Origin of the sequence: Micromonospora sp. NPDC049004 (genome assembly GCF_040649315.1) — a bacterium.
In the GTDB taxonomy this organism is placed as follows: Bacteria; Actinomycetota; Actinomycetes; order Mycobacteriales; family Micromonosporaceae; genus Micromonospora.
Map to the genome: position 1 here is coordinate 469,324 of NZ_JBEZFG010000005.1, position 13,981 is coordinate 483,304.

Genomic DNA, 13,981 nt, shown 5'->3' on the forward strand with positions numbered 1-13,981 from the left:
CCCCACCGTCCCGACCATTGGCACTCACGGTATGCGAGTGCCAATGACTTGTTTAGCACTCTCACCTGCCGAGTGCAAGCACGATGGACCCGCTCAGCCGAGTTCCGCAGCCAGTGCGGCCCCGTTCACCGGCGCCTCATGGGCGCGTTGCTCGGCGTACGTGATCAGCAGGCCGATCAACTGGGCGAGGTGGGCCGGCAGCGCCAGCACCGCCGTGACACCGATCACCGCCACCACCAGAACCGCGGTGCCCGGGGACGCGAACGGGTCCGTACCGATCCCGGTGGTGCCCACCGACTCCAGGACGCCCGGAACCACGGTGCCGACGATCACAGCCCCGCCCACCAGTGCCACCCGGCCGAGCAGCAGCCCGAGCCGGGCGTGGAACATCCCGAACGACCTGCCGATCGGGTTCTGCCGCTCGAACAGGTAGACCGGACCGGCCATGCTCAACGCGAACGCCAGGTAGATGCTCGGCAGGACGCAGAAGCAGAAGCCGATACCGATGAGCACACTGACCAGCAACGTCCAGCCCCACAGGCCGAGCGCCCGGCGCAGGCCGTACCGCAGCGCCGCGTCGACGCTGGCGGGCTGGCCGGTCGCCTGCTGGGTGATCACCCAACTGCCGGCGGCCCACCCCACGGCCTGCACCAGACCGATCAGCAGACTGCCGCCGACCAGCACGGCGACGAGGGTTACCAGGGTGGCGGCGAAGTTGTCCGGCAGTCCGGCGGCCGGGTCCATCTCGGCCTGCGCCTCCCAGCCGGGCGACGGGTCCAGGCCCAGCGAGACGACGGACAGCACCGCCGCCGGCAGAACCTGCGTGAGCAGCATGATCGGCACCAACTGCCGCCAGCCCCGCCGCAGCGCGCCACCGCACCGCTCGAACCAGGCCCCGACGCCGGCGCCGGGCGGAGTGACCAGGGCGTCGTTCGGGTCGAGCCCGTGACCCGGCGGGTACCAGCCGACCGGCGCCCCCGGATACCACGGCTGCCCACCGTAGGGGCCCGCCCCGGGCGGGTAGCCGCCGGTGGGCGGATAGGCCCAACCCTGCGGCGGCGCACCGGCCGAACCCCAGCCGCTCTGCGCCGGGTCCCAACCGGGCGGCGGCCCGGCCGGCGGACCCCAACCGCCCTGCGCGGTGGGATCCGGCGGACCGGCCTGGGGGGTGGGTCCCGGCGGCATCGCGGGGCCGGGGCCGTGTGCGGGCGGCCCGGGGTCTGCGCCGGAGGCCGGTGACCCGCCCGGAGCCGCGCCGGAGACGGGTGAGGTGGGGTCGGACGGGCCCGGCTCACCCGGCCCGGAGGGCGTGGTGGGTGGGGGCGACTGGTCGGTCATGAACCCTCCTCAGCATCGGCTGGAACGGCTCACGATCTTCCCGGGTGGGCGTCCGCACCGCCAGCCCCGACCGGTCAGCCGATCGGGGGCGATCCGCCAGCGAGGAGGCCGGGAATTCGCTCAGGCGATGACGCGTACGTGTTCCGCCTGCGGGCCCTTCTGCCCCTGGGCGATCTCGAACTCCACCCGCTGGCCGTCGTCCAGCGCCTTGTAGCCGTCCATCTCGATCGCGGAGAAGTGAACGAACACGTCCTGACCGCCGTCGACGGCGATGAAGCCGTAGCCCTTCTCGGCGTTGAACCACTTCACGGAACCCTGTGCCACTGTGCACTTCCCTCACTCTTGCGCAGCGTTGCCTGCCCGGGCGCGCGGCACGGCCGGACGCCCTCGAACCACCGCCTCAGCGATCGACGACGGCCGCTGAAAGGGTGACCGAAATCGCACGCTACACGAGGAGTGACGGCCGCGCACGACCCCAAATCGGGCGTATTCCCGGGCGACCCGACCGGGTCCCGGGACGGGCCGGAACGGGCCCCGGACGTCCGGTCCCGGGGGTCCTCGGCGGCCCGCCAGCGGGGCGGGCCACGCCCCGAGGCAGCTCCGGCCCCTGTGGTAGGCATGCAGGCATGACCACCGATATCGGCTCAGCCGCCGTTCGGCAGGCCGAGATCCACCGGGTCCGGCCGGAGGACGCCGCCCGGATGCGGGCACTGCGCCTGGAGATGCTCGCCGACGCGCCGTTGGCCTTCCTGGAGACCCTGGCCGACGCGGCGGCCCGACCGCACAGCGAGTTCGCCGCGCGGGTGGCGTACACGTCGGTCGGCCCCCACAACGCGCAGTTCGTCGCGGACCCGGGAGGCCGTCTGGTCGGGCACGCCGGTGGCACGGTCGCTCCGAACGACCCGGGGTTGACAGTCATCTACGCCGTGTACGTGACGCCGGCCTGGCGGGGCAGTGGGCTGCTCGGCGAGCTGATCGACGGGGTGGCCGCCTGGTCGCGGGCCTGCGGCCGACCGGAGCTGCTGCTGGAGGTGGTGGTGGGCAACGACCGCGCCTACCGGGCCTACCAGCGGCTGGGCTTCACCGACACCGGCGTGCGGGTCCCCCACCCCACGATCCCCGCGCTGAACGAACTACAGATGCGCCGCCCCGCCTAAAAACAAGAGAACCGCCGCGGAAACAAAGAACCGCCCCGGAGCCAAGACAACCGACCCGGAGCCAGGAGAACCGCCCCGGAAACAAAGAACCCATCCCAAGGCAGAACCCCGGTGATGTCTCCCAAAGCCGGATGCGTGAGCGACAACAGTGCCCACGCCAGGGTTTCCGGGGCAGCCCGCCCCGCGCAGGGATCAAGCCTGACCGCCCGGAGCGGGGCGGGCTGCCCCGGAAACCCCAACCGCAACCACCGGAAACCCCAACCGCAACAATCAGACAGGCCGCCGCGACTGCACGATCCGGAACCGGTTGGCCACGTACGCCCCGTCGGTGAGCGCCGAGTTCGCCGCCGCGTTGGCGCCGCTGCCGTGGAAGTCGGAGAACGCCGCCGACTGGTTCACGAAGACCCCGCCGGTGAGGTTGCAGGACAGATGCACCCCGACCTCGATCGCCACCGCCTCGGTCGCGTCCAGCACGGCCTCGTCGGTCGAGTAGACCCCGGCCGTCAGCGCGCCCTTCTCGCCGACCGTCCGGCGCAGCAACTCCAGGCTGTGCGCGGTGGAGTCGGTGGCGATGGCGAACGAGATCGGCCCGAACCACTCCCGGCCGTACGTCTCGGCGTCGTCCGCGCGCAGCTTCACGATCGTCGGGGTACGCACCACCGCGTCGGCGTACGCCGGGTGGGCCACGGCCCGTGACTCCAGGACCGGCTCACCCACCTTGGTGACCTCGGCCAGCCGCTCCAGCACCCCGTCGTTGACGATGGCGCCGGTCAGCTCGACGCCCCGGGCAGGGTCGGCGGTCAGCTTGCCGACCGCCGCGGCGATCCCGCCGGCCACCTCGTCGAAGCTCTTGTGGCCCTGGTCGGTCTCGATGCCACCGGCGGGGATGAGGATGTTCTGCGAGGTGGTGCACATCTGGCCGCTGTAGAGGGTCAGGGTGAAGCCGAGGTTGCGGCACATGCCGGCGAAGTCGTCGGTGGAGTCGATGACCACCGTGTTCAGTCCGGCCTTCTCGGTGTAGACCGACGCCTGCCGGGCGTGCGTCTCCAGCCAGTCGCCGTACTCGGTGGAGCCGGTGAAGTCGACGATCTTGACGGAGCGGTGCAGGGCCAGGTCGCTGGCGAGCTTCTCGCCGGGCGCCTCGGCTGCCAGCATGATCAGGTTCGGGTCGAAGCCGGCCTCGGCGAGCACCTCCCGGGCGTACTTCACCGTGATGGCCAGGGGCAGCACCGCGCGCGGGTGCGGCTTGACGATCACCGGGTTGCCGGTGACCAGCGAGGCGAACAGCCCGGGGTACGAGTTCCAGGTCGGGAAGGTGTTGCAGCCGATCACCAGCGCCACCCCACGCGGGACCACGTGGAAGGTCTTGGTCATCCGCAGCGGGTCGCCCTTGCCGGCGGCCTTCTCCCAGCCGGCCGTGCCGGGGTGCCGGGTCATCTCGGCGTACGCGTACGCCAGCGCCTCCAGCGCCCGGTCCAGCGCGTGCGCGCCGCCGGCCTGGAAGGCCATCACGAACGCCTGCCCGCTGGTGAACTGCACCGCGTTGGCCAGCTCGAAGATGTTCTTGTGCAGCCGGTCGAGGATCTCCAGGCACACGCCCACGCGGGCCTGCGGGCCGGCGTCGCGCCAGGCCGGCAGCGCGGCGGAGGCGGCGGCGATCAGCTCGTCGGTGCCGGCGTGCGGGTAACGCACCGCCAGCTCGACCCCGAACGGGCTCGTCTCGGTGGCGATCCGCTCGCCGGTGCCCGGCTGGTCGAGCGGAAAATCACCACCCAGGTACGCCTCGAAGGCGGCCTTGCCGTCGGCGGCGGCGGTCTCGCCGTACACGCGGGGGCTGGGGGACTCGGGATAGGCGGACCAGTAGCCCCGCTCCGTGATCGCGGTCAGCGCACGGTTGAGGGTGTCGGCGTGCCTGTCGTACAGGGGATGCGGGGTCTCCGTCATGGCAGCCATCATGCCTGAGTCCGGTCGGCGAGCAGTAGCGCCGATACCCGTCAGAGGGTGAGCTGCCAGTTGTTCCAGGCGTCCACCGGGCGGAAGCCGAGCTGCTCGTTGATCGCCACCATGTAGCTGTTGCTGGCCGCGTTCCAGGTGTCGATGACGCGTACCGCCGGCTCGTGGGTGAGCAGGTGGTGCAGGTTCTCCGCCTTGGCGATCAGGCCCAGGCGGTGCCCACGGTGGGCCGGGTCGACGATGGTGATCTGCTGGAAGGCGTGCCAGTCGGCGGAGGCGCCCACGTCGAGCAGTGTCCAGGCGACCAGCCGACGGGACGCTTCGTGCCGCATCCCGAGGTGGTAGCGCCGCCGGCCCCGGGCGTCCAACGCGCGCTCGTTGCCCCGGATGCGCTCGGCGTCCACCTGTTCCGGCTCCCACTGCACGTCACCCATTGGCGCGTCCATCAACAGCCGGCTGTCCAGGTAGGCGATGTCCGCCACGTACTCCTGCGGCGTGCTGCCCTGCCAGCAGACCGACCGGTAGCCCTCGGCCCGCGGCCCGGCCTCGGCGAGCGCCGCCCGCAGGGCAGGTCGGTCGATGTCGGCGATCTCCAGCCGGCGACGCACCTCGGCCAGGGCGGACTGCGCGCCGGTCGAGGCGGCGAACGCGTCGCCCGCCCCGGAACGGGCCGCACCGCCGGGCAGCGCGCGGACGGTCATCGCGACCACCCGCTTGCGGCCGTGCTCCCGCAGCAGTCGCACCCCGTACTCGTGCAGCGCCCGGCCGACGCCGCGCCGCCGCAGGTCGGGACGCACCGTCAGCTCGGCGGTGGCGTTGTCGGTGTTGTCGAGCTGCGGCAGGTCGAGTTGGAGGTATCCGGCCGGCACCCCGTCCAGCCGGGCCAGTGCCCAGAGCGATCGGGTGCCGGGTGCCGGGGTGTGGAACAGCGCGTCGAAGCGACGCCGGCAGAAGGGCGGGAAGTCCGGTAGGTCGACCTCGTTGGCCGCCGCCCCGACCCGGTACGCCTCGTCGACCGCGGCCCAATCGGCGCCGTCGAACGACGTGATCGTGATGCTCATGCCCGGGAGCCTGACAGCCGTAAAAGCGATGAGGCCAGCGAATATTCGCTGGCCTCATCGGACGTGGTCGGGAGGGACACTCGCACAACGCCTCCGGCGTTGGGTCGCAAGAACTTCAAAAGTCTCCGGCGAAATGCCCTCCCGCACGGAGCATCTTGCGCCGTCCGGTTCCTGCCGTCAAGTCCAGACCGGCGGGTTTTCCATACTCACAGCGAAAACCCAGTTACGGGCAGGTCGCCCGACGCGGCACGGGGGTCAGCCGAGGAGGCCGGCGTCGCGGGCGGCGCGAAGGCTGGGCTTGATGTGGTGGGTCGGGCCGACCTGACTGGCCACCGCGTCGATGGTCTTCAGGCCCTCGCCGGTGTTGAACACGACAGTCTCCGCCGTGGGGTCGAGTCGCCCGGACTCGACCAGCTTGCGCAGCACCGCCGCGGTCACCCCGCCCGCCGTCTCCGCGAAGACGCCCGTGGTGCGGGCCAGGTCGCGGATGCCGGCGCGGATCTCGTCGTCGTCGGCGTACTCCATCCAACCGCCGGTGCGCCGGACCGCCTCCAGGGCGTAGAGGCCGGCTGCCGGGTCGCCGATGTTGAGCGACTTGGCGATGCCGGTGGGCTTGACCGGGGTGATCGTGTCCGTGTCGGCGTGCAGCGCGGCGGCGATCGGGTTGCAGCCGGCCGACTGTGCGCCGAAGACCTTCCAGCCGCCGGCCGGCGCCTCGACCAGGCCGATCTCGACCAGCTCGGAGAACGCCTTGTCAATCTTGGTGAGCAGCTCACCGCTGGCCATCGGGATGACCACCTGGGCCGGGATACGCCAGCCGAGCTGCTCGGCCACCTCGTAACCGAGGGTCTTGGAGCCCTCCGCGTAGTACGGCCGGACGTTCACGTTGACGAACGCCGTGTCCTCGAATTCGTCGGTCTCCACCAGCTCACCGCAGAGCCGGTTGACGTCGTCGTACGAGCCGTCGATGGCGACCAGCTCGCCGCCGTAGACGGCGGTGGTGATGACCTTGCCCTGCTCCAGGTCACTGGGAATGAAGACCACCGAGGGCACACCGGCTCGGGCGGCGTGCGCGGCCACCGAGTTGGCCAGGTTGCCGGTGGACGCGCAGGCGAACCGGGTGAAGCCGAGTGCCTTCGCGGCGGTCAGCGCCACCGAGACGACCCGGTCCTTGAACGAGTGGGTCGGGTTGGCGCTGTCGTCCTTGACCCACAGCGGTGCGGTGATGCCCAGCTCGGCGGCGAGGTGCGGGGCCGCCACCAGCGGGGTCAGCCCCGGGTCGAGGGTGACCCGGGTGGCCGGGTCCTGGCCGGCGGGCAGCAGCGCGGCGTACCGCCAGATGTTGTTCGGGCCCGCCTCGATCTGCTCGCGGGTGACAGTGGCCAGGGCCGCGGTGTCGTAGTCCACTTCGAGGGGGCCGAAACACTCGTAGCAGGCGTGCTGGGCGGCGAGCGGGTAGCGGGCCGAACAGGCGCGACAGACCAGGGCGCGGGCGGGGCTTGCGGAGGTGTCGATGCCGGAGGCGGCGAGCGTCGACGTCATGTCGAGAGTCCTCTCATCTTTCCCCGCATCGCACGGTGCGGCGGGGACGGAATTGGCACCTGCCCCGCCTGTCGCTCAGCGGTGAGCGCGCGGGGTGGTTGCCGGGGCGTCGTCGGGCCGTATCCCTCAGCCCCTCTGGATGAGGTATGCAGTTGTGCCGTCGAGTCTAGGCAACGTTGCCTGTCGCCTCCACCGGGTATCCCAGTGAGTGGGTCAGCGGGCGGCCACCGCCACCGGGTCGACCACCGCGGCCGGGTCGGTGACCGCCGTGGGTTGCGGCAGGGACGACGACCGGGTCCGTGCCCTGGTGGCGAGGTTCGCGGCGACCAGGGCGGCGATGGTGATCGCGGCGCCGACCAGCTCGATGGCCTCGGGCCGGTAGCCGCGGGCGATCTGCACGACGAAGGTGGTCACCGGGACCAGGTTCATGAACAGGGCCGCGTTGGCGGAGCCCAGCCGCTGCACACCTGTGTTCCAGGCCAGCACCGCGACGACGGCGGCGACGATCACGGCGTACGCCAGTTGTGGGGCGACCGCCACGAGGTCGGCGGCGGCCGGCGCGTGCTGCCACCCGACGGCGTCGGCGCCGATGCTCGCGGCCAGCATGGCGGCCGTGCCGGCGAGCGCGGTAAGCGTGGTGAAGCGCAGCGGCGACCAGGCGCCGAACCGGCTGGCGCCGTGGGTGTAGATGCCCCAGCCGAGCACCGCGCCGATCATCATCAGGCCGCCGAGACCGAACTGGCCGAGACCGGCCAGGCTGCCGCGGGTGATCACCAGGCCGACTCCGAGGAGCGCCACCAGGGAGAGAGCCAGCAGAAGCGGCTTCGGTCGTACGCCGTCCCGCGCCCACCGGACCAGCTGGGTGATGACCGGTGTGGTGGCCACGAAGAGGGAGATCTGCTGCGGGGCGGCGTGTTCGAGCGCCAGGTTGGTGAGCAGGTTGAAGCCGGCGAAGCCGACGACGCCGAGCACCACCACCTCGACTCCCCGACCGCCGAGCCGCAGCGCGGCGGCGCCCTCGCGGACCAGCAGGATGGCGACCAGGATGACGGCGGCGAACAGGTAGCGGGCGGTGGTCAGGTTGAGTGGATCGACCCGGCTCAGCGCGCTGGCCAGGATCGGAAACATCGCGCCCCAGGCGAGCACGGCGAGCAGCGGATAGGCGGCGGCGCGGGATCGCATCGTCAGCTCCAATGTTCGAGTATCTTCGAACCAACGACACCGACCATAGGGTGTTGTTCGAAAGTTGTCGAACAAGGGTTACACTGGTCACATGGAGCCGCACGAACCCGACCTGACCGCCGTACCGGTCACCGCCGTGCTTGCCGCACTCGCCGACGACGTGCGGCTACAGATCGTTCGGGCGCTCGCCGAGGGCGGCGAGGCCGCCTGCGGCAGCTTCGACTTCGGCGTCTCCAAGGCGACCCGCAGCCACCACCTGAAGGTGCTACGGGAGGCGGGCCTGACCCGCACCCGGGCCGCCGGCACCAGCCGACTGGTCCGGCTGCGCCGCGACGAGGTGGACCAGCGGTACCCGGGCCTCCTGGACGCGGTCCTCGCCCCGCGCCCTCCGGCCTGACGCCCGCGCCCGCCTGCTCCCGCCTCCGCCTCCGATCGACCCGGCCGACCCCGGCCCGACCCCGACCCCGACCCGACCCGACCCGGTCCCGACCGGGCGCGTCGCCGGAGCCGCCTCGTTGAGGCTCCGGCGACGCGCGGTTTCGGGTGCGGTCAGGCGGAAACCGGGGCGGGGTCGCTCACCGAGGCCGGTGGGGCGTCGGCGCGACGCCGGGCGAGCAGCGCGTCGAGCGCCCAGGGGCCCGAGCCGAGTGCCGCGACCAGCAGGAACGACCAGCAGAAGAGCGCCGACAACTCACCGCCGTTGCGCAGCGGGAGCAGGCCTTCGGGCTGATGGACCACGAAATAGGCGTACGCCATCGAGCCGGAGGCGAGAAGCGCGGCGGGCCGGGTGAAGAGCCCGGCCAGCACCAGCGCGCCGCAGATCAGTTGGATCAGCGCGGCCCACCAGCCCGGCCAGGAGCCGAGCGGGATGGCCGCACCGGTCATGGGGTTGCCGCCGAACAACCCGAAGACCGAGGACAGGCCGTGCAGCATGAACAGCAGGCCGGTCACGATGCGGAACAGGGACAGGGTCGGCCCGCCGAGCCGAGAGACGTTCATGGAGACCTCCATCGAAGGGGACAGATCTCTTCAATGGTGGGCCACGAATGTATCGAAGTTAATAAATTCCTTGCTGGTGGGAAAATCCCCGATCGGAATATATCGCAGTATGGGAGCGCTCCCGCCAGAACGTATCGCCCGCCGGGGGGGGGCCGTACAGCCTGTCGAGCTGCCCCAGCTGTGGGGCGGAGGACCACCGGCGAGGCCGAGCGGATCGCCGGTGGCACCAGCACCTGACCGTAGCGAGCGCGGGGCCGGCCTGCGGCGGAACGCCCGGGTGGGCGAGGATCGGCGGATGATCTCCCTCGGTACGGCAGCACGGCGACGGGTCGTCGCGGCGGTCGCGGCGGCCTTTCTACTCACCGCCTGCACCACCGACGAACATCGGGACGCGGGCGGGGACCCTACGGGCCCGCCACCGCCCAGGCCCGCCACGACCCCGTCGGCGAGCGCCGACCCGGTCCCCGAGTGCCCGGCCTCCGGCGTCCGGATCCGGTCCACCGGCGGGGACGCGGCGATGGGCCTGCGCGCCCTCGGCCTGGAACTGGTCAACTGCGCCGACCGCCCCTACCAGCTCAACGGCTACCCGGTGGTGTGGGTCCTGAACGAGCAGCGCAAGCCGATCATCCTGCGGGTGGTGAACGGCGCGAAGGAGATCACGTCGGGCTTCGATCAGCCGCCGCAGCCGATCACGCTGCACAAGGGCGAGCGGGCCGTCGCCACCGTCCTCTGGCGCAACCTGGTCACCGATCCGACGGTGGTGGCCACCGCCGGGGCGTACCTGACGATCGCGCCCGCCGCCGGTCAGCCGGCCGAGGAGGTCGACCCGCACGGCCCGGTCGACGTGGGCAACACCGGCCGGATCGGCGTGAGCGCCTGGAAGGCGGCTACGACGTGATGTCCTTGCGGGTGAACCGCCAGAACGCCAACCCCCAGAACAGCGTCGCGTAGCTGATCGCCGAGATGCAGCCGCGTACCACGTCGTCCGTCTGCACCGGCGTGGAGAGCAGCCCCAGCCAGGCGGTGCTGAAGTGGGTGGGCAGGAAGTCACGCAGACCGCCCAGCGCGGTGATCTGGTCCAGGATGCTGGACAGGATCCAGAGCAGGACCGCTCCGCCGACCGCGCCGAGCGCGGCGTCCGTCGTCACCGACAGCAGGAACGCCAGGCCGGCCACCACCAGGAGTACGACCGCGAGGTACCCGAGCACTGCCAGCAGCCGGAGCAGCCCCTCGGTCGGCTCCAGCTCGGCGGCGACAGTGCTGCGCAGCGGCGACCAGCCGTAGCGCAGCGTGCCGGCGACCAGGGCGGTGCCGGCCAGCAGCAGCAGGGCCAGCCCCGAGTACGCGAGCGCGACCACCAGCTTCACCGTCAACAGCCGGGCCCGGGGCACCGGGATGGCCAGCAGGTAGCGCAGGCTGCCCCAGCTCGCCTCGCTGGCCACCGTGTCGCCGCAGAACAGCGCGACGACCACGACCAGCAGGAACGACGCCGACACGAAGATCGAGAAGAGGGTGAAGTTGAGCCCGCCGGAGGTGGCCAGGTCGACCAGGCTGGCGAACTCGTTGTTGCCGTTGTCGTCGTCGCCGCCGGAGTTGAACTGGAAGGCGACCAGGATGATCAGCGGCAGCAGCACCATGAACCCGAGCGCCAGCTGGGTCCGCCGCCGGGACGCCTGCCGGCGGAACTCCGCCGCGAAGGGCATCGTGGCCGAGGGGCGGTAGCCCCGGGCCGCACCGGCCGGGTCGGTGACGCCCACCGGCGCCTCGACGGAAGATCCAGCCATCACCGGTCACCACTTCCCCGAGAGTTCTCGCCCACCAGGGCGAGGAACGCGTCCTCCAGGCGTCGCCGGGGCACCACCCGGTCCACCCCGATGCCGGCGCGCACCAGCTCCGCCACCACCTCGCTGCGGGCCGTGCCGTTGGTGTCGACCACCAGCTGCCCGTCGCTCTCCGGCAGCACCCGTACGCCGTGCAGCCGGTCCAGCACCGCCCGCGCCGCCACCGGATCGGTCACGTCGAACAGCACGCTCGGCGACTCGCCGACGATCTCCTGCACCGGCCCGGACGCCACGATCCGGCCCTTGTTCACCACCACGGCGTGCGTGCACGTCTGCTCCACCTCGGCCAGCAGGTGGCTGGAGACCAGCACCGCGCGACCGTCGGTGGCGTAGCGCTGGAGCACCCGGCGCATCTCGGCGATCTGCGGCGGGTCGAGCCCGTCGGTCGGCTCGTCCAGCACCAGCAGCTCGGGAAGGCCGAGCATCGCCTGGGCGATGGCGAGCCGCTGGCGCATGCCGTGGCTGTAATTCTTGATCTTCCGGTGCACCGAGTCGCCCAGCCCGGCGATCTCCAGAGCCGTGTCGAAGTGCGCGTCCTCGGCCGGCCGGCCGGTGGCCTTCCAGTACGCCTTCAGGTTGTCCAGACCGGACAGGTGCGGCAGGAAACCGGGCCCCTCCACCAGCGCGCCGATCCGGGACAGCACCGGCGAGCCGGGCACCAGCCGACGACCGAAGACGTAGATCTCGCCGGCGGTCGGCTGGGTCAGCCCCATCAGCACCCGCAGGGTGGTGGTCTTACCGGCGCCGTTCGGCCCGAGCAGACCCACGACCTGACCGGGGTGCACCTCGAAGTCGACGTTCGACACCGCGACGAAGCCGTCCGCGTACTCCTTGCGCAGCGCGCGTACGGCCAGCGGGGTGTCCGCGTACTCCGGATGCACCGAGCGGTCCTGGCGGCGGTGCCGGCGGCGGACCAGGGCGACGACCACGACGAGCCCGATCACGATGGCGGCGAGCAGGCCGGCGAGCACCCAGCGCCAGATCGTGGCGGCGGTGGGGATCGGCTCGCCGCTGACGGTGGGCAGGCTGACCGCGCCGTCCGCAGCCACCGTGTAGACGGTCGGCGCGGCCGGCGTGGTGTACGCCTGGTCGGAGGTGGCCACCACCAGCCGCAGCCGGTGGCCGGCCTCGACGCGGCGGACGATCCCGGGCAGCGTCACGGTGACCGGGCGGGCGTCCTGCACCCGCTGCGGCAGGCCGGTGAGCCGGATCGGGGCGACCAGGCCGTTCGGCAGGGTGGCCGCGCCGTCGGGGTCGACGTCGTAGAGCTTGACGAAGAGCACCGCCTCCCCGGTCGGCGAGGCGGCCCGCACCGTGACGGTGGGTGCGCCCGCCACGTCCACCGCCTCGGTGAGCGGTGCCGACTCGAACCGGGCGTGCTGGCCGGGCACGTCACCGGCCACCCCGTCCAGCAGCGAGGCGAGCCCGCCCGCGAACGGGATCGAGGAGATGGCGGCCGGGTTGCCGTTCGGCGGGTTCGCGATCGGCTGCGCCGGACCGGTGACCGTCACCTCCCGGCGGGCGTTGCCGCCCAGGCCCGGATAGTCGGCGCGGCGGAAGCCGGTGGCGACCAGGCCCCGGTCGAGCGCGTCGAAGCCGGCGATCCGCGACCAGGTGAAGTCGTCGCCGGGCGCGTCGCCCTCGCCCTTGACGTAGTGGTCGAGCCACTGGACGGTCAGGAACTTCACCCGGTCCGAGTCCGAGCGGGGTCCACTGCCACCGTCGTGGCCGCCGGTGAACCAGGCGACCCGGACCGGGGTGCCGGCGGCGGCGATGCCCTTGGCGTTCGCGTCCGCCTCACCGAGCGGGAAGAGCGTGTCCGCCTCACCCTGCACCAGCAGGGTGGGGGCCTTGATCCGGTCCAGCACGCCCGCCGGGCTGGAGCGGCGCAGCAGGTCCACGGCGGCCTGGTCGGCCTGGCCGGTGGTGGCGATCCGCAGGTACGCGGCGCACACGTCGGCGGCGAACCGCCCGCAGGACGGGTCGGCGGCGCCGGCCGGGGCGCCACCGGGAGCGGTGCCCGGGCCCGCACCCGGGCCCGGGCTGGGCGGGCCGGCCGACGCCGGCGCCTGCTCGGGCTGGGCCGCGGTCGTACCGGAGAGGCCGGCCGGGCCACTGCCCACGTTGCCGCCCCCACCGAAGAAGAGACCCGCCCAGCCCTTCTTGAACACGCCCTCGGTCGGTGCCGCGCCGGTGCTCTCCGGCAGGAACGCCCGGGACAGATCGTTCCAGGTGATCATGGGGACGATAGCGTCCACCCGCCGGTCCTGGGCGGCCAGCAGCAGCGCCAATCCGCCGCCGTACGAGCCGCCGACCACGCCGACCTTCGGGTCACCGGGGGCGTCGGTGCGCACCTCGGGCCGGGCGGCCAGCCAGTCCAGCAGCCGCTCGGCGTCGCGCACCTCGTAGTCCGGGTTGTCCAGGTGGATCTCGCCGCCGCTGCGGCCGAAGCCCCGCGCGGTCCAGGTCAGCACCGCGTAGCCGCGCCCGGCGAACTCCTCCGCGTCCGAGCGCACCGACTCCTTTGTACCGCCGAACCCGTGCGCCAGCAGCACCGCCGGCACCTTCCGGCCGGACGAGGCGTCGTCCGGCAGGTAGAGGGTCGTGTCCAGATTCACCGGCTGGTCGCCGGCTGGTCCGGAGCGGACGGTGAGCATCGCGCTCTCGGTGCGTACGCCCGATCCCTGTGGCCACACCGCCCAGGTCACGGCGGCTGCCAGCAGCACGACGACAGCCACTGCGGCGATCGCGCGGCGGCGGGTGGGCAGGGCACGCCGGAACCACGCGGCCGGCGAGGGCGGTCTCATGCGGCACACGGTACGGGCCGCAGGCTGAGCGTTGGCTGAGATCCGCCGTACGTCCGTCCGGTTGCTCCGATCGGTGATCCACTCCGGTGCGACCGCCCATC

At 72.3% G+C, this 13,981-nt stretch carries 12 protein-coding genes and 1 riboswitch; of the genes, 3 read left to right on the forward strand and 9 right to left on the reverse strand.

Translation table 11 applies throughout. From position 1 onward, the window contains the following. Nucleotides 1-93: 93 nt before the first annotated feature. On the reverse strand, nt 94-1,338 hold the full coding sequence (locus AB0B97_RS18425) for a hypothetical protein (RefSeq protein WP_357494835.1): 1,245 nt from the start codon (nt 1,336-1,338) through the stop codon (nt 94-96). Between the two features lie 120 nt (nt 1,339-1,458). Next, nucleotides 1,459-1,662 (reverse strand): cold-shock protein, encoded by a 204-nt coding sequence (locus tag AB0B97_RS18430; protein ID WP_088950422.1) that lies wholly within the window; start codon nt 1,660-1,662, stop codon nt 1,459-1,461. A gap of 302 nt (nt 1,663-1,964) precedes the next feature. Between AB0B97_RS18430 and AB0B97_RS18435 the strand changes: the two genes are divergently transcribed. Next, nucleotides 1,965-2,495: a GNAT family N-acetyltransferase gene (locus AB0B97_RS18435; protein WP_357494837.1), complete on the forward strand. Its 531-nt coding sequence runs from the start codon at nt 1,965-1,967 to the stop codon at nt 2,493-2,495. 270 nt (nt 2,496-2,765) lie between these two features. On the opposite strand, the gene paaN is transcribed toward AB0B97_RS18435, so the two are convergent. From paaN to AB0B97_RS18455, 4 genes are all read right to left on the reverse strand, one after another. Then, nucleotides 2,766-4,439: a phenylacetic acid degradation protein PaaN gene (paaN, locus tag AB0B97_RS18440; protein ID WP_357494839.1), complete on the reverse strand. Its 1,674-nt coding sequence runs from the start codon at nt 4,437-4,439 to the stop codon at nt 2,766-2,768. A 50-nt stretch (nt 4,440-4,489) separates the two neighbouring features. Next, nucleotides 4,490-5,509, reverse strand: coding sequence for a GNAT family N-acetyltransferase (locus tag AB0B97_RS18445; protein ID WP_357494841.1), 1,020 nt, complete (start codon nt 5,507-5,509; stop codon nt 4,490-4,492). Nucleotides 5,510-5,764: 255 nt separating this feature from the next. Further along, the gene (thrC, locus tag AB0B97_RS18450; protein ID WP_234583316.1) at nt 5,765-7,051 is read right to left on the reverse strand and encodes a threonine synthase; all 1,287 of its coding nucleotides are present in this window, start codon (nt 7,049-7,051) and stop codon (nt 5,765-5,767) included. Nucleotides 7,052-7,061: 10 nt separating this feature from the next. Beyond that, a riboswitch (SAM riboswitch) is annotated at nt 7,062-7,197 on the reverse strand. Between the two features lie 67 nt (nt 7,198-7,264). Continuing rightward, nucleotides 7,265-8,233: a DMT family transporter gene (locus AB0B97_RS18455; RefSeq protein ID WP_357494843.1), complete on the reverse strand. Its 969-nt coding sequence runs from the start codon at nt 8,231-8,233 to the stop codon at nt 7,265-7,267. A 91-nt stretch (nt 8,234-8,324) separates the two neighbouring features. Between AB0B97_RS18455 and AB0B97_RS18460 the strand changes: the two genes are divergently transcribed. Next, nucleotides 8,325-8,630 carry a metalloregulator ArsR/SmtB family transcription factor gene (locus AB0B97_RS18460; RefSeq protein ID WP_357494845.1) on the forward strand — a complete coding sequence of 102 codons (306 nt, stop codon included), beginning with the start codon at nt 8,325-8,327 and terminating at the stop codon, nt 8,628-8,630. 152 nt (nt 8,631-8,782) lie between these two features. On the opposite strand, the gene AB0B97_RS18465 is transcribed toward AB0B97_RS18460, so the two are convergent. Then, nucleotides 8,783-9,232 (reverse strand): DoxX family protein, encoded by a 450-nt coding sequence (locus AB0B97_RS18465; RefSeq protein WP_234583319.1) that lies wholly within the window; start codon nt 9,230-9,232, stop codon nt 8,783-8,785. Between the two features lie 295 nt (nt 9,233-9,527). Here AB0B97_RS18465 and AB0B97_RS18470 point away from each other — a divergent pair, with 295 nt between their 5' ends. Further along, nucleotides 9,528-10,130: a DUF4232 domain-containing protein gene (locus AB0B97_RS18470; RefSeq protein ID WP_357494848.1), complete on the forward strand. Its 603-nt coding sequence runs from the start codon at nt 9,528-9,530 to the stop codon at nt 10,128-10,130. Here the strand turns inward: AB0B97_RS18470 and AB0B97_RS18475 are convergent. Next, nucleotides 10,120-11,016: an ABC transporter permease subunit gene (locus AB0B97_RS18475; RefSeq protein WP_234583321.1), complete on the reverse strand. Its 897-nt coding sequence runs from the start codon at nt 11,014-11,016 to the stop codon at nt 10,120-10,122. The two genes, AB0B97_RS18470 and AB0B97_RS18475, sit on opposite strands and share 11 nt — an antisense overlap. Continuing rightward, on the reverse strand, nt 11,016-13,880 hold the full coding sequence (locus tag AB0B97_RS18480; RefSeq protein WP_357494850.1) for an alpha/beta fold hydrolase: 2,865 nt from the start codon (nt 13,878-13,880) through the stop codon (nt 11,016-11,018). The genes AB0B97_RS18475 and AB0B97_RS18480 overlap by 1 nt, the downstream gene beginning before the upstream one ends. Nucleotides 13,881-13,981 lie beyond the last annotated feature (101 nt).